The following is a 20,591-nucleotide window of genomic DNA, read 5'->3' as shown; positions in this document are numbered from 1 at the left end:
TCCGTGCGGGTCACACGTCGATGTTGCCCGCCCGCAGCGCATTCGTCTCAATAAAGTCCCGCCGTGGCTCCACCTCATCCCCCATCAGCATGGTGAACACCCGATCCGCCTCGATCGCATCGTCGATCTGCACGCGCAGCAGGCGGCGCACGTTGGGGTCCATGGTGGTTTCCCAGAGCTGCTCGGGGTTCATTTCGCCCAGGCCTTTGTAGCGCTGGCGGCTGGTGGTGCGCTCGGCTTCGCTGATCAGCCACTTCATGGCCTGGCGGAAGTCGCCCACTTTTTCTTCCTTCTGCTTGTCGCCTTCGCCGCGCATCACCTTGGCGCCTTCGCCCAGCAGGCCGCGGAAGGTTTCGGCGGCCTCGGCCAGGGCGGCGTAGTCGGCGCCCTGCACGAAGTCTTGCGTGATGACGCTGCTCTTGATGTTGCCGTGGTGGCGTCGGCTGATGCGCAGCAGGGGCTTGTCGGTGCGGGCGTCGAATTCGCCGGCTACTTCGGCGGGGGCACCGGTGGTGTTGAGTTCGCGCAGCTTGGCTTGCAGGGCCACGGCGCTGGCCTCGGCTTCGGCGACGGTGTCGAGCTGGAGGCTCACGCCGTCGGCAATGGCGCGCAGGGCTTCTGCGTCCATGAAATTGCCCAGGCGGGCGATCACGCTCTCGGCGATCTGGTGCTTGCGGGCCAGTTCGGCCAGGGTCTCGCCGGTCAGTGTTTGCGGGTTGGCGCCGCCGGTGGTCACGCTGGCGTGGTTCAGCGCAATGCGCAGCAGGAAACCGTCGAGTGCGGGTGCGTCCTTCAGGTACAGCTCTTCCTTGCCGGCCTTCACCTTGTACAGCGGCGGCTGCGCGATGTAGATGTGGCCGCGCTCGACGAGCTCGGGCATCTGGCGGTAGAAGAAGGTCAGCAGCAGGGTGCGGATGTGCGCGCCGTCCACGTCGGCGTCGGTCATGATGATGATGCGGTGGTAGCGCAGCTTGGCCACGTCGAAATCGTCGTTGCCGGTGCTGCCGCCGGCCTTGCCGATGCCGGTGCCCAGGGCCGTGATGAGCGTGAGGATTTCGTTGCTGGTGAGCAGCTTTTCGTAGCGGGCTTTTTCCACGTTCAGGATCTTGCCGCGCAGCGGCAGGATGGCCTGGAACTTGCGGTCGCGGCCCTGCTTGGCGGAGCCGCCGGCGGAGTCGCCCTCGACGATGTAGATCTCGCACATCGCCGGGTCTTTTTCCTGGCAGTCGGCCAGCTTGCCGGGCAGGCCCATGCCGTCGAGCACGCCCTTGCGGCGCGTCATTTCACGGGCCTTGCGGGCGGCTTCGCGGGCGCGGGCGGCTTCGACGATCTTGCCGCAGATGATCTTGGCGTCGTTGGGTTTCTCTTGCAGGTAGTCGGTGAGCAACTTGCCCACGATGTCTTCCACGGGGGCGCGCACTTCGCTCGACACCAGCTTGTCCTTGGTCTGGCTGCTGAACTTGGGCTCGGGCACCTTCACGCTCAGCACGCAGCACAGGCCTTCGCGCATGTCGTCACCGGTGACTTCGACCTTGGCCTTTTTGGCCAGCTCGTTTTCTTCGATGTATTTGTTAATGACACGGGTCATCGCGGCGCGCAGGCCGGTCAGGTGGGTGCCGCCGTCACGCTGCGGGATGTTGTTGGTGAAGCACAGCACCTGCTCGGTGTAGGCGCTGTTCCACTGCATGGCCACTTCCACGCCGATGTGCGTGCCGGGGATGCCGCCATAGGTCTCGGCGGGGCGCTCGCCCGCCGCGTAGAACGAGGTGGGGTGCAGCACGGTCTTGCCTTTGTTGATGAATTCGACAAAGCCGCGCACACCACCGGCGCCCGAGAAGTCGTCTTCCTTGCCGCTGCGTTCGTCCTTGAGGCGAATGCGCACGCCGTTGTTCAGGAAACTCAGCTCTCGCAGGCGCTTGGCCAGGATCTCGTAGTGGAACTCGCTGTTTTCCTTGAAGATCTCGGTGTCGGGCAGAAAGTGCACTTCGGTGCCGCGTTTTTCGGTGTCGCCGATGACTTTCATGGGCGACACGTCGACGCCGTCCACCTGTGCGGTGATGCGGTTTTGTACAAAGCCCTGGCTGAAGTCCAGCACATGTACCTTGCCTTCGCGGCGCACGGTCAGGCGCAGTTTCTTGCTGAGCGCGTTCACGCAGCTTACGCCCACGCCGTGCAGGCCGCCCGAGACCTTGTAGCTGTTCTGGTTGAACTTGCCGCCGGCGTGCAGTTCGGTGAGCGCGATCTCGGCCGCCGAGCGCTTGGGCTCGTGCTTGTCGTCCATCTTCACGCCGGTGGGGATGCCGCGGCCGTTGTCGGTGACGCTGATGGAGTTGTCGGTGTGGATGGTGACCACGATGTCGTCGCAGTGGCCGGCCAATGCCTCGTCGATGGAGTTGTCCACCACCTCGAACACCAGGTGGTGCAGGCCGGTGCCGTCACTCGTGTCGCCGATGTACATGCCGGGGCGTTTGCGCACGGCCTCCAGGCCTTCGAGGATGGTGATGGCGCCTTCACCGTAGCTCTCGCTGGCACCGGCCTGGTTCGTGTCGATCTTTGGCACGACGGGCATTGCGGGCTCACCATTGCCGGTGGAGCCGTTCTCGGTGGGCTCGGGTTGCGTGTTGTCAGCGGTCATGGTGGGCCTTGGGATCCGTGGAAACCGGTGGTTTCCAATGTGTTCAATGATGAAAATTGCCTCTAGCGCTTATTTGGTAGCGCTATTGGCTATCAAAACAGTAGTGTTCTGCAGCGGGGGATGGCGTCAGATGCGCATGGGCATGACGACGTACTTGAAGTTGCTGTTGTCGGGGATGGTCAGCAGCGCCGAGCTGTTGCCGTCCGACAGCTCCACCTTCACCATGTCCTGCCCCATGTTGGCCAGGGCATCGATGAGGTAGGTGACGTTGAAGCCGATTTCGATGGTGTCGCCACCGTAGTCGATGTCGAGCTCGTCCACGGCCTCTTCCTGCTCGGCGTTGTTGCTGGCCACGCGCAGCGTGCCGGGCTCCAGGTTCAGGCGCACGCCCTTGAACTTGTCGCTGGTCATGATGGCCGTGCGCTGCAGGCTGGCCAGCAGCGGCGCGCGGCCCAGGGTGACGCTGTTGGTGTGGTTGCGCGGAATCACGCGGTTGTAATCGGGGAACTTGCCTTCGACCAGCTTGGTGACGAACTCCATGCCGCCGAAGGTGAACTTCGCCTGGTTGTTGGCGAATTGCATCTCGATATGGGGCTGGTTGTCGCCGCCCGCGTCCGACAGCAGGCGCTGCAGTTCGATCACCGTCTTGCGCGGCAGGATCACTTCCTGCTTGGGCACTTCCACATCCAGTGTGGCGCTGGCGAAGGCCAGGCGGTGGCCATCGGTGGCCACCAGGCTCAGCTGCTTGCCCTCGGCCACGAACAAAATGCCGTTCAGGTAGTAGCGGATGTCCTGCACCGCCATGGCGAACGACACCTGGGAGAGCAGGTCCTTCAGCACTTTCTGCGGCACGCTGAACGCGGGGCCGAAGGCGGCCGATTCCTGCACCAGCGGAAAGTCTTCGGCGGGCAGGGTCTGCAGCGTGAAGCGGCTCTTGCCACCCTTGAGGATGAGCTTGGACTGGGCCGATTCCAGGCTCACTGTCTGGTCGCCGGGCATGGTGCGCAGGATGTCGATGAGCTTGCGCGCACCCACCGTGGTGGTGAAGTCGCCGGTGTCGCCACCGAGCTCGGCCGTGGTGCGGATCTGGATTTCGAGGTCGCTGGTCGTCAGCTGCAGGGCGTTGCCCGTCTTGCGGATCAGTACATTGGCCAGGATGGGCAGGGTGTGGCGGCGCTCGACGATGCCGGAGACCGATTGCAGAACCGCGAGAACCTTGTCTTGTGTTGCCTTCAGGACGATCATGTCAACCTCTTGTGGTTTTTGGGACGGTGTGTGGACAGCAGCACCGGTGGTGCCTCCCCCCTGCCGCACAAACCGCCATTTTGCCCTCTTGCAAGGGCATTGCTGCTACAGACGCATTTTCCGGTTATCCGGTGCGATGGAGACCCTCCCGGCCTCTGGGACCGGCATTGCCCAGGCGAGGGACGCCGCCGAGGGCAACTCAGGGTGTGCTCCATGTCAACCCTTGAGTGTTTGCTCCAGCACATGCAGCTGCTGGTTCAGTTCGGTGAGTTGCTGGCGCTCGCCCGAAATCTTGCGCACGGCATGCAGTACCGTGGTGTGGTCGCGACCGCCGAACAGCTCTCCGATCTCGGGCAGGCTCTTTTGCGTCAGCTCCTTGGCCAGGTACATGGCAATCTGGCGCGGCCGGGCAATGCTGGCCGGGCGCTTCTTGCTGTACATGTCGGCGACCTTGATCTTGTAATAGTCGGCCACCGTTTTCTGGATGTTTTCCACAGAAATCTGCCGGTTCTGGATGGACAGCAGGTCGCGCAGCGCCTCGCGCGCCAGCTGGATGGAGATTTCCTTCTGGTTGAAGCGTGAATAGGCCAGGATCTTGCGCAAGGCGCCTTCGAGCTCGCGCACGTTGGAGCGCACGTTCTTGGCCACGAAAAAGGCCACTTCCTCGGGCATCTCGGTGCTTTCGGCGCGCGCCTTGTTGATCAGGATGGCCACGCGCATTTCGAGCTCGGGCGGCTCGATCGCGACCGTCAGGCCCGAATCGAAGCGCGACACCAGGCGCTCGTGGATGTTGGCCAGGCCTTTCGGATAGGTGTCCGACGTCATCACGATGTGTGATTTTTTGGCCAGCAGCGCCTCGAATGCGTTGAAGAATTCTTCCTGCGTGCGGTCCTTGTTGGCAAAAAACTGCACATCGTCGATCAGCAGCAGATCCAGCGAGTGGTAGCGCTCCTTGAATTCATCGAAGGTGCGCCGTTGGTAGGCCTTAACCACATCCGACACAAACTGCTCGGCGTGGATGTAGAGAACTTTGGCGTCGGGCCGGTCGGCCAGCAGGCGGTTGCCCACCGCATGCATCAGGTGGGTCTTGCCCAGGCCCACGCCGCCATAGATGAAGAGCGGGTTGTACAGATGCCCGGGCATGCCCGCCACATGCATGGCGGCCGAGCGCGCCATGCGGTTGGCCGTGCCTTCCACCAGGGTCTCGAAAGTCAGGGCGGCATTGAGCCGGTTGCGGAATGCACCGGCCGGCGTTTCGTCGTTGTTGCCAGAGGATGGTTCAGACAGCGCTGTGGTGCTGGATTGTTCAGGGGCTGCTGGTCGTACATAAGTACGGGCAATGGCTTCGCGCTGAGCGAGCGCTAACTCCAGTGTCACGGATTGACCGTAGAGGCCTTCGAGCAGCGCGGCAATGCGGCCTGCATACTGCGCCCGAATCCAGTCCAGCTTGAAACGGTTGCCCACCAGCACGGTGACCTTGGAGAAGTCTTCGGCCACCTGGGCGGTCAGGGGCTTGATCCAGGTGTTGAACTGTTGCTCTGGCAGGTCTTGGGCGAGCTGTTCAACGCAGGCCTGCCAGAGGCCCTGGCCGGCATCGGCGCCGGGCTGGCCTGTGGGGCTGCGATGGGATTCCTCGGTCATTTCAGGGGGCATTCTTGTTGTGGATAGAGGAACGGTTCGAGGCGGCGGATTGTAGCTTGTCAAGGAGTTATCCACAATTTGAGAGGCCACTTCGGGCCAGGTGCCGGCGTGCTCCCGGAACGGGTTTTGCGCGCCTCGCCAAAGGCCCACAACACAATGGGCATTGCCAGCCAGCGCCAAGCCTGCGATAATTTCGGGTTTCCCTGAATGCGTTCAGGGTGATTTGACCCGGCGCGCCGTTATTTCTGCCCCGCGAGTCTTTGGTTGTGTGCGATCCCCGCTAGGGGCGCTGCGGCCGCAGATGGCGGGGTTCAAGAGCAGCAGTCCGGAACTGAGCCTCAAGGAATAGCAAAATGAAACGTACTTACCAGCCCTCCAAGACGCGCCGCGCGCGCACCCATGGTTTCCTCGTCCGCATGAAGACCCGCGGTGGCCGTGCCGTGATCAACGCACGCCGCGCCAAGGGCCGCAAGCGCCTGGCCGTCTAAGGCCGTTACGGTCTTGGACCTGCTCCCCGGTTTGCGCCGTCAGGTTCCAAACGGGGTGCTTGCATGCAACGGCTGAAAACCCGTCCGCAGTTCCAGGCGGCCATGGCGGGAGGCACTGTCTCCCGCACGGCGCACTTTGCGCTGCACCGTCTGGTGCTGGACGCTAAGAAGGCTGCCGTGACAGGCATTGCTTCCACAGGGCCCGACTCCTTGCCATCCGTGCAAGGGTCGCAGGCCCTGTTTGGCGTGTCCGATGTCTGGTTGGGTGCCATGGTGCCCAAGCGCTGGGCGCGCCGTGCCGTGACGCGCAACACCATCAAGCGGCAGATCCATGCCGTGGCGGCCTTGTTCGAGGCCCGTTTGCCGCAGGCGGCCCATGTCGTGCGCTTGCGGGCCACGTTTGATCGCAAGCAGTTTCTCAGTGCCACGTCCGACCCGCTCAAGCAGGCCGTGCGGGCCGAGCTGCTGCAGCTGTTTGGGCACGCCGCACGGCGCCCTGTCGTGGCACAGGTGCCAGCACCGGCGCAGGTGGCTCCATGATGCGTGCGTTGCTGATCGGCGTGGTCAAGGGCTATCGGCTGTTCCTCAGCCCCTGGCTGGGTTCGGCCTGCCGGTTCGAGCCGACCTGTTCGGCCTATTCGCTGCAGGCGCTGGAGCGGCACGGCGCTGCGGCCGGCAGTTACCTTACAGTGCGCAGGCTGGTACGCTGCCACCCCTGGTGTGACGGGGGCCATGACCCGGTCCCGCAACAATTGCCGCGCAGCATGCGGCTTTTTTCGCGGCTTTCTCCTTCCAACACCCAACCATCCTCACCAAAGAAGTCTTCATGAACGACATTCGCCGCACCATTCTGTGGGTGATTTTTGGCTTTTCCATGGTTCTGCTGTGGGACAAGTGGCAACTGCACAACGGCAACAAGGCCACTTTCTTCCCCTCCGCCCCGGCGGTGACTGCGCCTGCTGCCACGGGCCCTGCGTCCAGCGCCACGGGTGCCGCCAGTGTCCCGGTCGCCAACGCACCCGTTGCCGCTGCGCCGCAGGGTGTCACTTCCGTACCTGGCCAGCCGGCGCCTGCAGCGCCCGCCGTGCGCGAACGCGTCGAAGTCACCACCGACGTCTATCGCCTCACCTTCGACAGCGAAGGCGGCTCGCTCACCCATGCCGAACTGCTCAAGCATGTGGACATGGCCGACAAGACCCGCAACTTCGTTCTGTTCGACGAAAGCGCTGCGCGGGTGTACGTGGCCCAGACGGGCCTGATCGGTGGCGACTTTCCCACGCACAAGACCGTGATGACGGCCGTGCCCGGTCCGCGCGAACTCAAGGATGGACAGGACGAACTGAGCATCCGCTTCGAGTCGCCCGTTCAGGGCGGCGTGAAGCTGGTCAAGACCTGGACCATCAAGCGCGGCGCCTATGACATCGCGGTGAAGCATGAGGTTGTCAACACCGGCAATGCGGCCGTTACCCCCCAGCTGTACCTGCAACTGGTGCGTGATGGCAACAAGCCGCCGGGCGAATCCTCGTTCTATTCCACCTTCACCGGCCCGGCGGTCTATACCGACGCCAAGAAATACCAGAAGGTCGAGTTCAAGAAGATCGAAGAAGGCAAGGCCGAGATCGAAAAGACCGCCACCAACGGCTATGTGGCCATGGTGCAGCACTACTTTGCCAGCGCCTGGCTGCTGGGCGACGGCATCCAGCGCGACCTGTTCATGCGCAAGGTGGACGCCAACCTGTATTCGGTGGGCATGATCACGCCCGTGGGGGAAATCGCGCCGGGTGCCAGCAAGTCGGTGCAGGCGCAATTGTTTGCCGGCCCGCAGGTCGAGACGAGCCTGGAAAAACTCGCCCCCGGCCTCGAACTCGTCAAGGACTACGGCTGGCTCACTATCCTGTCCAAGCCGCTGTACTGGCTGCTCGACCAGCTGCACAAGCTGCTGGGCAACTGGGGCTGGTCCATCGTGGCGCTGGTGCTTCTGCTCAAGATCGCGTTTTACTGGCTCAACGCCAAGGCCTACGCCAGCATGGCCAAGATGAAGGCCATCAACCCCAAGATCACGGAGATGCGTGAGCGCCTGAAGGACAAGCCCCAGCAGATGCAGCAGGAGATGATGCGCATCTACCGCGAGGAAAAGGTCAACCCGATGGGGGGCTGCTTCCCCATCATGATCCAGATCCCGGTGTTCATTGCGCTGTACTGGGTGCTGCTGTCCAGCGTCGAGATGCGCAACGCGCCCTGGATCGGCTGGATCCGCGATCTTTCCACGCCAGATCCGTTCTTCATCCTGCCCCTGCTGATGACGGCCAGCTCGCTGCTGCAAACCGCGCTGAACCCCGCTCCGCCCGATCCGATGCAGGCCAAGATGATGTGGTTCATGCCGCTGATCTTCAGCGTGATGTTCTTCTTCTTCCCGGCCGGCCTGGTGCTGTACTGGCTGACGAACAACATCCTGTCGATTGCGCAGCAGTGGATCATCAACACCCGCATGGGTGTGCCTCCGCAGTTCAACCTGCCGAAGTTCAAGTGACCTTGCGTCGCTGAACCCCGGGTTCCCCAAGGCCGCGCAAGCGGCCTTTTTCATTTCCATCCACCCTGTACAGTCGCCACCATGCTTGCTCGCCACCATGACCCCATCGTTGCCATCGCCACTGCCCCGGGGCGCGGGGCCGTCGGCATCGTGCGTGTCTCGGGGCGCGGGCTGGACACGCTGGTGCAGGCCCTGTGCGGCCGAGCGCTGAAACCCCGCGAGGCCACCTACCTGCCCTTTCGCGATGCGCAGGGCCAGGCCATCGACCAGGGTCTGGCGCTGTTTTTCCCCGGCCCGCACAGCTACACCGGCGAAGACGTGCTGGAGCTGCAGGCCCATGGCGGCCCCGTGGTGCTGCAGCTGCTGCTGGCGCGCTGTCTGGAAGCCGGTGCCGCCCTGGAGGCTGCCACGGGCATGCCTTGCCTGCCCAGCCTGCGGGTGGCGCAGCCTGGTGAGTTCACCGAGCGCGCGTTCCTCAACGACAAGATCGACCTGGCCCAGGCCGAGGCGATTGCCGACCTGATCGATGCCAGCACGGAGGCGGCGGCCCGCAGCGCCAGCCGCTCGCTGACCGGTGCATTCTCGGCAGAGATCCACGCCCTGCGCGACGCGTTGATCCATCTGCGCATGCTGGTCGAGGCCACGCTGGATTTTCCTGAGGAAGAAATCGACTTCCTGCGCAAGGCAGATGCGCGTGGGCAGCTATTCCAACTGGAGCAAACGCTGGCGCAAGTGATGCAGCGTGCCCGCCAGGGTGCGCTGCTGCGCGAAGGCATCAAGGTGGTGATTGCCGGTCAGCCCAATGCCGGCAAGAGCTCGCTGCTCAATGCATTGGCGGGCGCCGAACTGGCCATCGTGACGCCGATTGCCGGTACCACGCGCGACAAGGTGCAGGAGACCATCCAGATCGAGGGCGTGCCGCTGCATGTGATCGACACTGCCGGCCTGCGCGACAGCGACGATGAGGTGGAGCGCATCGGCATCGCCCGTGCCTGGGACGCCATTGCGGCCGCCGACGCGGTGCTGTTCCTGCACGACCTGGCGCGCTGGGATGCCTTCGAGTACAGAGCTGCCGACGCAGACATAGAAAGCGCACTGGGCCAGAAACTGCTTTCATCCGTGCCTGTGATCGATGTGTGGAACAAGGTCGATTGCGTGCCCAGTGCCCTGCCGCCCCAGGCCGCAGGGCGCGCCGCCGTGCACCTGTCGGCCCGCACGGGCGAGGGGCTGGATGCCTTGCGCCGCATCCTGCTGGAGGTGGCGGGCTGGCAGTCGGCGCCGGAGGGCGTGTACATCGCCCGCGCGCGGCATGTGCAGGCGCTGGGCAGTGTGCAGGCGCATCTGGCGCAAGCCGCAGCGCAGCTGGATGCGCGCGGCCCCGCGCTGGATCTTCTGGCGGAGGAGCTGCGGCTGGCCCAGAACGCGCTGAGCACCATTACCGGCGAGTTCACCTCGGACGACTTGCTTGGTGTCATCTTCTCCAGCTTTTGTATCGGTAAGTAACAGCATCGGTCGGCATTTGTTGTAAACATACGTAAAGAGTGCTTGTGCCTGCTCTGTTACAAGGTTAGTTTCGGCAGACCATGAATGCCATTACGCCCATTTCATCCAAGATTGATCTCACTGGTCTGCTCAATGCGATTGCCCAGGCCAGCGCAGAGGACAGCATGACCAATCCCCTGACGCCAGCGCAGTGGGAAACCCTCTCGGCCTACCTGCAGCCCTATGCCTTGCCGGCAGGGCATGTGCTGTTTTCCCAGGGGGCGTCCGACAGAACCCTTTACCTGGTCGAAAGTGGCAGCCTGAGCGTGCATTACCAGGACGAGAAAGAACGCCTGCGGCTGGCGATCGTGGGGCCGGGTTCGGTGGTGGGAGAAGGTGGCTTCTTCTCGATGCGCCCGCGCAGCGCCACCGTGCAAGGGGGTGTCCCGACCAAGCTCTGGAGCCTGACAGCGTTGCGCTTCACCGAACTGTCCAACCGCCAGCCCGCCATTGCCCTGGGCCTGGCCATGGCCGCTGGCGCCGTGCTGGCCAAACGGCTGGGTAACCGCCGCCGCCGCGTCGCGGCCACCTGACGCCGGGGGGGCTTCGGGCGCCTGTCACCGCGATGTGTGGGGGGTGGCGGGAGTGTGCCGGGTAAACTCGATGAGATCGTTTACCGGTGCTATCCCAGAAAGCAAACCATGTCCCTGTTCAGTTGGTTTAGCCGCAAAGCCCAAACCTCCAAGCACCGTTCGGCCTTGGAGCCTTCGGGTTTGCTCCATGGGGATGCCGCCGTCCCCATGGCTGCGGGACGCAAACCGGCCCTTGACGCCCGGCCAGCGGACCATGCGGCGAACCGCAAGAGCGAGCGCATGGAACGGCGGGAGCTGCTCTATACCGTGGTGCGCGATGCCATGGTCCGCGCCGGTGTGCTGTCGGCCAGTTACAAGTTCAAGGTGTTGTCGCTGGACCAGCGGGGCCGGCAGTTTCTCGTCATGATGGACCTGGCCCGCGAGTTTGGGGGAGAGACCGTGCGGCTCAGCGAGATCGAGGCGCTGGTGGCCCAGACTGCCAAGGCGCGCTACGACATTCTGGTGACGGCGGTCTACTGGCGTATCAACGACCATGTGGCGGTGGGTCTTCCGCAACAAGGCCTTGCGCCACAGGGGGTTTCGCTGTCTGCGGTGGTTTCCGCGGCCCCCGTGGCGCCGGCCATGCCGGTACGGACGCCTTCCGTGCGCCCGGTTGCCCATGCCGCGCCACCAGTGCCGCCGGCCCGCCCCGCTGCTGCCCCCGCGGCGCGCACCGCGCAGCGGTTTGATCCGATCGAGGCCGATGAAGTGGCTGCGTTCAAGCGGGCGCTGTCGGATGCCGCCAGTGTCCGGGCCACGCCTGCTGCGGCCACCAAACCGGGCGTTCCGGTGCGGTCAGGCCCCCTGCTGGCACCGTCACGGCCGTCCGGTTTTGAAGACACGGTGATGCAGGGTGCAGACGGGCCCTTTCCCGATCTCAGCAGTACCCAGTACGGCGATCTGAACTGAAACACGGGCGCCGGCCGGGATCGGCCGCCCATACCCCCTGGCCCCCTACGCGCAGACGTTGGGATCCGCCCAGCTCCGGCAAGTCCACGATGGCGGCACCTCCGGTGACCGTGGCACCGGGTTTTTGCAGCAGTTTCTTGCCGGCCATCTGGTACCACCGGTGGCAATCAGTCGTCGATCAGCAGCTCGCGATCGCCCGCCTTGACGGCGTCGGTGGGCAATTCGTCCGTGGCGCCACCGTATTCGAGCTCGTAGGTTTCCTCGACGGTGGTGAACGGCAGCTTGCCTTTCTTGCGGATGGGCGCGAAGCCCACATTCAGCTGGTAGGCCGCCACGGCCCCGCCGCGGCGCAGTCCGCGCCAACCCCATAATGGGTAACTCTTGTTTCTCCTTGTACCGCATCGGCTTTGCGGCTGCATGCGGTGCGCATCCCGGATCGGCCCATGCCCATCTCTGTTCTCTTGATCGATGGTGATTCTGTCTATGCACAGTCCGTGGTCCATGCGCTGGTGGATCCCGGGCTGGGCTGGACCGTCGAAGTGGCGTCCACCCTTGCGCAAGCCCGCGGGATACTGGCCCGCCGCCAGACCGATGTCGTGCTGGCGGCGCGCAGCATGGCAGACGGCACGGCCTTTGATGTGCTGGAATGGCTTGGCGAGGTGCCGGCCCTGGTCATCGTGCTCCCGGGAGAAGAGATTGAGGCGGCACGGGCCATGCGGCACGGGTTCAGTGATTTTCTGGTGCAGACACCGCAACGCGATCATCTCTTGGCGCTGCCCGCACAGATCGAGGCGGTGCTGGAGCGCAGCACGGGCGTGCGGGCTCGCCAGACTGCCGAGGCCATGCTGGCGCGTCAGCACCGCTTGCTGCAGGCCATCTCGAAAGTCCAGGCCCTCTTCATTGCCGGCACCGCCCCTTGCGCTGCGTTCGACGCGGTGCTGCAGGAGTTGATGGCATTGACCGACAGTATGTTCGGCCTGGTGGGGCAGGTGCAGCACTCGCCCGAGGGGCAGCCGTTCCTGCGGGTGCATGCGATGACCGATCTCAGCTGGGACACCGCTTCGCGAGCCCACCATGCCCAGCATGTCCAGGACGGAATGGTTTTCGACAATCTGGATACGCTGATGGGTGCTGCGCTGCGCACGGGCGAGCCCGTCATCAGCAACAGTCCCGGCACCGATCAGCGCCGCGCCGGGGTGCCGCAGGGGCATCCGGTGGTCGCAACCTATCTGGGCTTGCCCATCCATGCCGCCGGGGCGCTGGTCGCCATGGTCGGGTTGGCCAATCGCCCAGGGGGCTACTCCAGGGCGGATGCACAGTTTCTGCAGCCGCTGCTCAACACGGTGGGCCAGCTGGAGCTGGCCCGCCGGGCTGAGCTGGCGCGCAGCGAAGTCGAATCCCAGCTGGCCCGCACCAGTGCACTGCTGGCCGAGAAGACCCGGGCGCTCGAAAGCACGCTGGCCAGCGTTTCCCAGGGCATCACGAATGTGGATGCGACGGGACGCATCCGTGTCTACAACCAGCGTTATCTGGAGCTGCTCGATTTGCCGCAAGCGCTGCTGGAAACGCAGCCGCTGGTGGACGAGGTGGTGCGATTCCAGGCCGAACGGGGGGATTTCGGCCCCGATTTCGGACTGGTCGAAGCACCCGCACGGGCCTATGTGGCATCTGGGCATACCGGTGGGCGTATCGACGGGCCCGATGTGCCCGCGACCTATATCCGCAAAACCCGCGCCGGGCGCTTCCTGGAAGTACGCACCCGGCGCCTGGAGGCGGGGGGCCGCGTGCGCACGTTTACGGATGTGAGCGACTACCTGGGCACGCTGCAGGCGTTGCGCGAGAGCGAGGCGCGCTGGCGCAGCCTCACCCACCTTTCCTCGGACTGGTATTGGGAGCAGGATGCCGACTTCCGGTTTGTCCGGTTTGACGGCAGGGCCGAGCGCGATCGGGGTATCCCGGATGAAATGCACTATGGGCTGACCCGCTGGGAACTGCCCGAGACTGCCGTGGCGCCGGGGCAGTGGCGCAAGCACCGCAAACAGCTGCAAGCCCACGAGGTCTTTCATGACTTCGAGATGCAGCGCACCACCGCCGACGGCACGCTGATCTGGGTGTCCATCAGTGGTGAACCCATTTTTGATGCCGAAGGCCGGTTCACCGGCTATCGCGGTGTTGCGCGCAACATCACCGAACGCAAGAAGGCAGAGGCCGAGATTGAGCGCCTGGCGTTCTACGACGAACTCACGGCCTTGCCCAATCGCAGGCTCTTGCTCGACCGGCTGGAGCACGCCACCCTGGGTGGCGCGAGCGACGGATGCCATGGCGCCTTGCTGTTTCTGGACCTGGACAACTTCAAGGCCATCAACGACACCTTGGGCCACGAATGGGGTGACCGCCTGCTGGTTCAGGTGGCCGCGCGCCTGCAGGCCTGTGTGCGGGCGGTGGATACCGTGGCACGCCTGGGAGGTGACGAGTTCGTGGTGATTCTTCAGCACCTGCACGGGGTGGAGTCCGAGGCGGCCATCGAAGCGGAAGCCATTGCGCAGAAGATCATCGCCGCGCTGAATGCGCCTTTCGAGGTGGATAACCGCGAGTTGCACAGCACGCCGAGCATCGGCATTGCGCTGTTCCGGGACGCGCAGCAGCCGGTGCATGAACTGTTGCAGCGGGCTGACCTGGCCATGTACCAGGCCAAGGCCCTGGGCCGCAACACGCTGTGCTTCTTCGATCCCGCCATGCAGGCGGCCGCCAGCGCGCGGGCTGCGCTGGAAGGGGATATCCGGCATGGCCTGCAGCACAACGAATTCCTGCTGCACTACCAGCCCGTGGTGAACGCGGCGGGCGATGTGCTGGGAGCGGAAGCCGTGGTGCGCTGGATGCACCCGCAGCGCGGGATGGTGCCGCCGGACGATTTCATTCCACTGGCCGAGCAGACCGGGTTGATACTGCCGCTGGGGCGGCGGGTCATGCGCCTGGCCTGTGACCAGCTGGCGCTGTGGGCGGCCCAGCCCCGCACCGCCGGCTGGAGCGTGGCGGTGAACGTCAGTGCGCAGGAGTTTCGGCACCCCCAGTTTGTGCAGCAGGTGCTGGATACCTTGCGCGAGTCCGGTGCCCGCCCCGACCGGCTGAAGCTGGAGCTGACCGAAAGCCTGATGCTGCACGACGTGGAAGACAGCATCCTGAAAATACAGGCCCTGGGCACCCTGGGTGTGGGGTTTTCGCTGGATGATTTCGGTACGGGCTATTCATCGATGGGCTATCTCAAGCGCCTGCCGATTGACCAGCTCAAGATCGACCAGAGTTTTGTGCGCGACGTGCTGACCGACCCCAACGATGCGGCCATCGCCTGCACCATCATCACGCTGGCCAGCAGCCTGGGGCTGGATGTGGTGGCCGAAGGGGTGGAAACCGAGGGGCAGCGTGCATTTCTGCTGCGCAACGGCTGCCAGCAGTTCCAGGGCTACCTGTTCGGGCGGCCCGAGCCGGCGGAATTGCTCTAAATTGCTATTGAATATATAGCTATTGACGCTTGATATATAAGAATTAGAGCGATATTTCATTCAAATTCTGGCGCCAACCCCAGCAACTGGCGCGCCCCCAGCCAGGGATGCCGAGCAAGGGCCGCCCCGCAGCGAGGGCATCGTCTCCCTTCCCGGCGAAGCCGAGAGAAGGGGGAAGGCGCGCAGCGCCTCAGGGGGATGGCCCCAGCTACCCCCGCAGCAATTTGTCCTCGGCCAGCGCCAGCGCTGCCGGGTGCCCCGACAGCACCAGCGTGTCTCCCGCTGCCAGCAAGGCTTCGGCCACTGCGGCACCCGGATGGCCGTCGCCCCGCCGCAGATTGACCACCTGCACCCCCATGGCGGGCAGTGCCAGTCCGCCCAGCGGCTCTCCGATGACTTTGGCCCCGGGCGGCAGCGTGATGGTGGACAGGCGCTCCTGGTCGCGCTCGTTCACGGTGTCGTCGTCGGCACCATGGAAGTAGCCGCGCAGCAGCTGGTAGCGCGCATCGCGCTGGTCCTGCACCAGCCGCAACACCCGGCGCATGGGCACCCCCACCAGCGCCAGCGCGTGGCTGGCCAGCATGAGCGAGCCCTCGATGGCTTCGGGCACCACCTCGGTGGCACCGGCGGCCTGCAGCTTGTCCAGGTGCAGGTCGTCCTGGGTGCGCACCACCACGGGCACCTGCGGCGCATGGGTCCGCGTGCTGGCCAGCACCTTGAGCGCCGACGGCACATCCAGGTAGGTCACCGCCACCGCGCTGGCGCGCACCAGGCCGGCGGCCATCAGCGCCTGCAGGCGGGTGGCATCCCCGTAGACCACCGAATGGCCGGCGGCGGCGGCCTGGCGCACGCGGTCGGGATCCAGGTCGAGCGCCATGTAGGGGATGCCTTCGCGGTCCAGCATCCGGGCCAGGTTCTGGCCGCAGCGGCCAAAGCCGCAAATGATCACATGCTTGCTGGTGTTGATGGACTTGCGTGCGATGGTGGTCATCTGCAGCGACTGCTGCAGCCAGTCGCTGGCCACCAGCCTCATCACGATGCGGTTGCTGTACATGATGAGAAACGGCGTGGCCAGCATCGACAGCACCATGGCCGCCAGAATGGGGTTCATCAGCGCCGGCTGCACCAGGCCGTTGCTCTGCGTGAGCGACAGCAGCACAAAGCCGAACTCGCCCGCCTGCGCCAGGTACAGCCCCGTGCGCAAGGCCACCCCGGTGGTGGCGCCCATGGCGCGCGCCAGCACCAGGATGAGCACCAGCTTGAGCAGCAGCGGCACCGTGACCAGCACCAGCACCAGCGCCCAGCGGTCCACCAGGATATGCCAGTCCAGCATCATGCCGATGGTGATGAAGAACAGGCCCAGCAGCACGTCGTGGAACGGGCGGATGTCGGTGCCCACCTGGTGCCGGTATTCGGTCTCCGAAACCAGCACCCCGGCAATGAAGGCGCCCAGGGCCAGGCTCAGGCCTGCCAGCTCGGTCAGCCAGGCCAGCCCCAGCGTGATCAGCAGCAGGTTCAGCATGAACAGCTCGTCGCTCTTGCGACGCGCCACCTGCGTGAGCCACCAGCGCATCAGGCGCTGGCCTCCCGACAGCAGCAGGCCCACCAGCACCACGGCCTTGAGCAGGGCCAGCCCCAGGGCCGTCAGCAGGTGGTCGGGCGATGAGCCCAGGGCCGGAATCAGCACCAGCAGGGGCACCACTGCCAGGTCCTGGAACAGCAGGATGCCCATCACGCGGCGGCCATGCTCGCTTTCGAGTTCGGAGCGCTCGGCCATCAGCTTGACGACGATGGCCGTGCTGCTCATGGCCAGCACGCCTGACAGCGCCAGGGCCGACTGCCAGTGCATTTCCCACACACCGCCCACCAGGCGCGCCAGCGCCAGCGCCAGAGCGGTGACCACCAGCATGCTCAGCCCCACCTGCAGCAGCCCCAGGCCGAACACCTGGCGGCGCATGGCGCGCAGCTTGGGCAGGCTGAATTCCAGCCCGATGGCAAACATCAGGAACACCACCCCGAACTCGCCGAGGTGGCGCACGCCTTCCGAGTTCTGGGCCAGCGCCAGCGCATGGGGGCCGATCAGCACCCCGGCGGCCAGGTAGCCCAGCATGGGCGGCAGCTTGAGGCTGCGGCACGCCACCACGCCCAACACTGCGGCCAGGAGGTACAGCAAGGTCAGCGCGAGTGAGGACATGGACCGATGCTATCCGAGCCCGTGCACCCCGGTCGATAGAATCCGCGCATGACTTCCGCCGCCCATTTCCCCCTTGATCCGGATCAGGTCCTGCGCCTGGCGCGGGAAACGTTTGACATCGAGGCCGCTGCCCTCACGGGGCTGGCGGCACGCCTGGACGGCAGTTTCGTGCAGGCCGTGCAGCGGGTGCTGCATACCGCGGGGCGCGTGGTGGTCATGGGTATGGGCAAGAGCGGCCATATCGGGCGCAAGATCGCGGCCACGCTGGCGTCCACCGGCACGCCGGCATTCTTTGTGCACCCCGCCGAGGCCAGCCACGGCGATCTGGGCATGGTGACGGCGGAAGACCTGGTGCTGGCCATCTCCAACAGCGGCGAAAGCGGCGAGCTCACGGCGCTGCTGCCGGTGCTCAAGCGCCTGGGGGTGCCCCTGATCGCCATGACGGGCGGCCCGCACTCCACGCTGGCCCGCCACGCCGACCTCACGCTCGACTGCAGCGTGGAGCGCGAAGCCTGCCCGCTGAACCTCGCGCCCACGGCCAGCACCACTGCTCAACTGGCCATGGGCGATGCCCTGGCCGTGGCCCTGCTCGATGCGCGCGGCTTTCGTCCGGAAGACTTTGCCCGTTCGCACCCCGGCGGCGCCCTGGGCCGCAAGCTGCTGACGCATGTGAGCGATGTCATGCGCTCCGGCGACGCCGTTCCCCGGGTTCTGCCCGAGGCCTCGTTCAGTGCGTTGATGCGGGAGATGAGTGCCAAGGGGCTGGGCTGCGCCGCCGTGGTCGATGGCGCGGGGCAGGTGCAGGGGATCTTCACCGACGGTGACTTGCGCCGCCGCATCGAAGCGGGCGCCGACCTGCGCACGGCCACGGCCGCCCAGGTCATGCATGCCACACCCCGCCGCATTGCGCCCGACGCCCTGGCCGTCAATGCCGCCGAAATGATGGAAACCCTCGGCATCACCAGCGTGCTGGTGGTAGGTGCCGACGGCACGCTGGAAGGCGTGGTCCACATCCGCGATCTCATGCGCGCGAAAGTCATATGACCCCCCTGAGCCGCTGCGCGCCTTCCCCCCTGAGGGGGACGCACCCGGTGGCCCGGCAAAGCCGGTTCCACGGGTGCACTGGCCTAGACTGTGACTGTCCCCTTTGCCATGCCCTTTGTTGAAATGACCCTGCCCGTACTGCAATTTCCTCCCGAGCTGCTCCTGCAGGCGCAGGGCGTGCGCGTGGCCTTTTTTGATGTGGACGGGGTGCTGACCGATGGCGGCCTGTACATCAGCGAAGCCGGCGAAACGCTCAAGCGCTTCAACACCCTGGACGGGCACGGTCTCAAATTGCTGCAAAAGGCCGGCATCACCCCGGCCGTGATCACCGGCCGCGATTCGGCCCCGCTGCGCCTGCGGCTGCAGGCGTTGGGTGTCGAGCATGCCGTGTTCGGTACCGAAGACAAGCGGCCCGCCGCCGAGCAGATGCTGGCCAATCTGGGACTGGACTGGACGCAGGCGGCCGCCATGGGCGACGACTGGCCGGATCTGCCCGTCATGCGCCGCTGTGCCCTGGCCTGTGCACCCGCCAATGCCCATGTGGAGGTGCGCCATGTGGCCCACCACACCACCCAGGCGCGCGGCGGAGAGGGCGCTGCGCGCGAGTTCTGCGACCTGCTGCTGGTGGCCAGTGGCCGCTATGCAGCCCTGCTGGCGGGCTACACCCTATGAGCCCCTTGCTGCGCCAAGGCTGGGAGCGGTTCACGCTGTATCTCCCGATCATCCTCATGGGACTGCTGGCCATGGGCACCTGGTGGCTGGTGCGCAATGCCCCCGCGCCCCTGCCACCAGCGAGCGAGCCCAGCCAACTGCACGAGCCCGACTATTTCATGAAGGGATTTTCGGTCAAGAGCTTTGATGCCACGGGGCGCATGCAAAGCGAGGTGACGGGTGACGTGGGGCGGCATTATCCCGACTCCGATACCCTGGAGATCGACAACGTGCGCATGCGATCGGTGACGCCGCAGGGCGTGCTCACCGTGGCCACGGCCCGTCGCGCCCTGAGCAATGGCGACGGCTCGGAGGTTCAGCTTTTTGGCAACGCGGTGGTCACGCGCGAGGTCCAGCCGCGCCTGGAGTTCCGTGGCGAATTCCTGCACGCATTTACCCAGGCCGAGCGTGTTCGTTCCGACCAGCCCGTCGTGCTCACGCGTGGCAACGACCGGTTCACGGCCGATGCCATGGAATATGACAACCTGGACCAGGTGCTCCAGCTGCGCGGGCGTGTGCGGGGCGTGCTGATGCCCGCTGCGACGCGATAGCTGGCCCGCAGCACCAGGCGGCCCCCATGACGGCTCCTCTTGTTTTCATCACGGGTGCCTCCAGCGGCATTGGCCAGGCCCTGGCCCTGCGCTTTTACCGGCAAGGCTACCGGCTGGCGCTGGTGGCACGGCGCACAGCAGAGATCAAATCATGGGCTGGCGCTCAAGGTATCAGCGCCGATAGCTATGAAATTTATTGTGCTGATGTGTCCGTACCCGCCAGCATCATGGCGGCAGGCCAGGATTGCATCGCGCGCCAGGGGTTGCCCGACGTGGTGGTTGCCAACGCCGGCATCAGCGTGGGCATGGACACCGCCGTCCGTGCCGACATCGATGTCATGGCGCGCACCTTTGCCACCAACAACATCGGCATGGCGGCCACCTTCCAGCCGTTTGTGGAGGGCATGGTGCAACGCCGCGGCGGTACCCTGGTGGGAATCGGCAGCGTGGCGGGAATTCGCGGTTTGCCAGGGCATGGGGCGTATTGCGCCAGCAAGGCGGCGGTCATCAGCTATTGCGAGAGCCTGCGCGGCGAAATGCGCCCGCATGGGGTGCGCGTGGTCACCATTTCACCGGGCTATGTCGACACACCGCTCACGCGCCAGAACCGCTATGCCATGCCGTTTCTGATGCGTGCCGATGATTTTGCCGACCGCGCGTTCAAGGCCATCGCCGCGGGTGCGCGCTACCGTGTCATCCCCTGGCAAATGGGCGTGGTCGCCAAGCTGCTGCGCATGCTTCCGAACGCGGTGTTCGACCCCCTGCTGGCCGGCCGTCCCCGCAAGCAACGCCAGGGCGCAGAGCCGTAGCTGCGGTGGGCGGGAGCAGGGCGGTCTTTGGAATGGCGTGCCGGTTACGGAAAGCTGGGCGCGCTGGCGCGAACATCCCAAGTTTCCGGCCATGAAAAAAGCCCCCGAAGGGCAATGCCAGTCAGTTAAGCCCTGACTGGCATTTTTTTTGGTGGGTACTTGCTGCGTGTCGATCGCTTGACCTCGCGCGGGAAGCTTCGATCAGGTCGTCGAGGCGGGA

The 20,591-nt window shown here is 65.2% G+C and carries 16 protein-coding genes and 1 pseudogene; 12 read left to right on the top strand and 5 right to left on the bottom strand.

The genetic code is table 11. The annotated features are described in order from the left end of the window. Positions 1 to 10 precede the first annotated feature (10 nt). The 3 genes from gyrB to dnaA form a co-directional block, all read right to left on the bottom strand. Complete coding sequence (gene gyrB / locus AC1RDS_RS06985) at positions 11 to 2,635, bottom strand: DNA topoisomerase (ATP-hydrolyzing) subunit B (RefSeq protein WP_026435633.1); 2,625 nt, start codon at positions 2,633 to 2,635, stop codon at positions 11 to 13. A 126-nt stretch (positions 2,636 to 2,761) separates the two neighbouring features. Further along, positions 2,762 to 3,880: a DNA polymerase III subunit beta gene (dnaN, locus tag AC1RDS_RS06980; protein WP_026435632.1), complete on the bottom strand. Its 1,119-nt coding sequence runs from the start codon at positions 3,878 to 3,880 to the stop codon at positions 2,762 to 2,764. A 216-nt stretch (positions 3,881 to 4,096) separates the two neighbouring features. After that, complete coding sequence (gene dnaA / locus AC1RDS_RS06975) at positions 4,097 to 5,521, bottom strand: chromosomal replication initiator protein DnaA (RefSeq protein WP_051248733.1); 1,425 nt, start codon at positions 5,519 to 5,521, stop codon at positions 4,097 to 4,099. A 353-nt stretch (positions 5,522 to 5,874) separates the two neighbouring features. On the opposite strand from dnaA, the gene rpmH reads away from it, so the two are divergent. The 7 genes from rpmH (at position 5,875) to AC1RDS_RS06940 (ending at position 11,562) form a co-directional block, all read left to right on the top strand. Further along, a complete protein-coding gene (rpmH, locus tag AC1RDS_RS06970) occupies positions 5,875 to 6,009 on the top strand; it encodes a 50S ribosomal protein L34 (protein ID WP_005798102.1) in 135 nt (44 codons plus the stop codon). Positions 6,010 to 6,072: 63 nt separating this feature from the next. Further along, positions 6,073 to 6,549, top strand: coding sequence for a ribonuclease P protein component (locus AC1RDS_RS06965; protein WP_092697234.1), 477 nt, complete (start codon positions 6,073 to 6,075; stop codon positions 6,547 to 6,549). Then, positions 6,546 to 6,839: a membrane protein insertion efficiency factor YidD gene (yidD, locus tag AC1RDS_RS06960; protein ID WP_092697233.1), complete on the top strand. Its 294-nt coding sequence runs from the start codon at positions 6,546 to 6,548 to the stop codon at positions 6,837 to 6,839. Before AC1RDS_RS06965 ends, yidD begins: the two co-directional genes overlap by 4 nt. Further along, complete coding sequence (gene yidC / locus AC1RDS_RS06955) at positions 6,836 to 8,539, top strand: membrane protein insertase YidC (RefSeq protein ID WP_348682762.1); 1,704 nt, start codon at positions 6,836 to 6,838, stop codon at positions 8,537 to 8,539. Before yidD ends, yidC begins: the two co-directional genes overlap by 4 nt. 81 nt (positions 8,540 to 8,620) lie before the next feature. Further along, entirely contained in the window at positions 8,621 to 10,042 is a 1,422-nt protein-coding gene (gene mnmE, locus AC1RDS_RS06950; protein WP_348682761.1) for a tRNA uridine-5-carboxymethylaminomethyl(34) synthesis GTPase MnmE, read from the top strand. An 80-nt stretch (positions 10,043 to 10,122) separates the two neighbouring features. Beyond that, positions 10,123 to 10,614: a Crp/Fnr family transcriptional regulator gene (locus AC1RDS_RS06945; protein ID WP_092697230.1), complete on the top strand. Its 492-nt coding sequence runs from the start codon at positions 10,123 to 10,125 to the stop codon at positions 10,612 to 10,614. A gap of 108 nt (positions 10,615 to 10,722) precedes the next feature. Further along, complete coding sequence (locus tag AC1RDS_RS06940) at positions 10,723 to 11,562, top strand: hypothetical protein (protein WP_348682760.1); 840 nt, start codon at positions 10,723 to 10,725, stop codon at positions 11,560 to 11,562. Here AC1RDS_RS06940 and AC1RDS_RS06935 read toward each other — a convergent pair. Beyond that, positions 11,531 to 11,903: pseudogene (locus AC1RDS_RS06935) on the bottom strand (purine phosphoribosyltransferase family protein); the annotation flags it as partial. The gene AC1RDS_RS06940 and the pseudogene AC1RDS_RS06935 sit on opposite strands and share 32 nt — an antisense overlap. A gap of 102 nt (positions 11,904 to 12,005) precedes the next feature. Here AC1RDS_RS06935 and AC1RDS_RS06930 point away from each other — a divergent pair. After that, the gene (locus AC1RDS_RS06930; RefSeq protein WP_348682759.1) at positions 12,006 to 15,062 is read left to right on the top strand and encodes an EAL domain-containing protein; all 3,057 of its coding nucleotides are present in this window, start codon (positions 12,006 to 12,008) and stop codon (positions 15,060 to 15,062) included. A 208-nt stretch (positions 15,063 to 15,270) separates the two neighbouring features. On the opposite strand, the gene AC1RDS_RS06925 is transcribed toward AC1RDS_RS06930, so the two are convergent. After that, positions 15,271 to 17,256 (bottom strand): monovalent cation:proton antiporter-2 (CPA2) family protein, encoded by a 1,986-nt coding sequence (locus tag AC1RDS_RS06925; protein ID WP_092701635.1) that lies wholly within the window; start codon positions 17,254 to 17,256, stop codon positions 15,271 to 15,273. A 48-nt stretch (positions 17,257 to 17,304) separates the two neighbouring features. Between AC1RDS_RS06925 and AC1RDS_RS06920 the strand changes: the two genes are divergently transcribed. From AC1RDS_RS06920 to AC1RDS_RS06905, 4 genes are all read left to right on the top strand, one after another. Continuing rightward, complete coding sequence (locus tag AC1RDS_RS06920; RefSeq protein ID WP_092701632.1) at positions 17,305 to 18,300, top strand: KpsF/GutQ family sugar-phosphate isomerase; 996 nt, start codon at positions 17,305 to 17,307, stop codon at positions 18,298 to 18,300. 123 nt (positions 18,301 to 18,423) lie between these two features. Beyond that, the gene (locus AC1RDS_RS06915) at positions 18,424 to 18,972 is read left to right on the top strand and encodes a KdsC family phosphatase (RefSeq protein ID WP_492226739.1); all 549 of its coding nucleotides are present in this window, start codon (positions 18,424 to 18,426) and stop codon (positions 18,970 to 18,972) included. Beyond that, complete coding sequence (lptC, locus tag AC1RDS_RS06910) at positions 18,969 to 19,562, top strand: LPS export ABC transporter periplasmic protein LptC (RefSeq protein ID WP_092701626.1); 594 nt, start codon at positions 18,969 to 18,971, stop codon at positions 19,560 to 19,562. Before AC1RDS_RS06915 ends, lptC begins: the two co-directional genes overlap by 4 nt. Before the next feature lie 26 nt (positions 19,563 to 19,588). Next, positions 19,589 to 20,371 (top strand): SDR family oxidoreductase, encoded by a 783-nt coding sequence (locus AC1RDS_RS06905; RefSeq protein WP_348682758.1) that lies wholly within the window; start codon positions 19,589 to 19,591, stop codon positions 20,369 to 20,371. The last annotated feature ends 220 nt before the right edge of the window (positions 20,372 to 20,591 follow it).

Source organism: Acidovorax sp. GW823-FHT02H02 (assembly GCF_058797075.1).
The sequence above is the reverse complement of the archived record's forward strand: the minus strand, read 5'-3'. Positions and strand labels throughout refer to the sequence as shown.

Excerpts from the sequence above, each read along its gene's own strand:
- gyrB (WP_026435633.1), bottom strand. The coding sequence starts at position 2,635 with ATGACCGCTGACAACACGCAACCCGAGCCCACCGAGAACGGCTCCACC.
- dnaN (WP_026435632.1), bottom strand. The coding sequence starts at position 3,880 with ATGATCGTCCTGAAGGCAACACAAGACAAGGTTCTCGCGGTTCTGCAA.
- dnaA (WP_051248733.1), bottom strand. The coding sequence starts at position 5,521 with ATGACCGAGGAATCCCATCGCAGCCCCACAGGCCAGCCCGGCGCCGAT.
- rpmH (WP_005798102.1), top strand. The coding sequence starts at position 5,875 with ATGAAACGTACTTACCAGCCCTCCAAGACGCGCCGCGCGCGCACCCAT.
- AC1RDS_RS06965 (WP_092697234.1), top strand. The coding sequence starts at position 6,073 with ATGCAACGGCTGAAAACCCGTCCGCAGTTCCAGGCGGCCATGGCGGGA.
- yidD (WP_092697233.1), top strand. The coding sequence starts at position 6,546 with ATGATGCGTGCGTTGCTGATCGGCGTGGTCAAGGGCTATCGGCTGTTC.
- yidC (WP_348682762.1), top strand. The coding sequence starts at position 6,836 with ATGAACGACATTCGCCGCACCATTCTGTGGGTGATTTTTGGCTTTTCC.
- mnmE (WP_348682761.1), top strand. The coding sequence starts at position 8,621 with ATGCTTGCTCGCCACCATGACCCCATCGTTGCCATCGCCACTGCCCCG.
- AC1RDS_RS06945 (WP_092697230.1), top strand. The coding sequence starts at position 10,123 with ATGAATGCCATTACGCCCATTTCATCCAAGATTGATCTCACTGGTCTG.
- AC1RDS_RS06940 (WP_348682760.1), top strand. The coding sequence starts at position 10,723 with ATGTCCCTGTTCAGTTGGTTTAGCCGCAAAGCCCAAACCTCCAAGCAC.
- AC1RDS_RS06930 (WP_348682759.1), top strand. The coding sequence starts at position 12,006 with ATGCCCATCTCTGTTCTCTTGATCGATGGTGATTCTGTCTATGCACAG.
- AC1RDS_RS06925 (WP_092701635.1), bottom strand. The coding sequence starts at position 17,256 with ATGTCCTCACTCGCGCTGACCTTGCTGTACCTCCTGGCCGCAGTGTTG.
- AC1RDS_RS06920 (WP_092701632.1), top strand. The coding sequence starts at position 17,305 with ATGACTTCCGCCGCCCATTTCCCCCTTGATCCGGATCAGGTCCTGCGC.
- AC1RDS_RS06915 (WP_492226739.1), top strand. The coding sequence starts at position 18,424 with ATGACCCTGCCCGTACTGCAATTTCCTCCCGAGCTGCTCCTGCAGGCG.
- lptC (WP_092701626.1), top strand. The coding sequence starts at position 18,969 with ATGAGCCCCTTGCTGCGCCAAGGCTGGGAGCGGTTCACGCTGTATCTC.
- AC1RDS_RS06905 (WP_348682758.1), top strand. The coding sequence starts at position 19,589 with ATGACGGCTCCTCTTGTTTTCATCACGGGTGCCTCCAGCGGCATTGGC.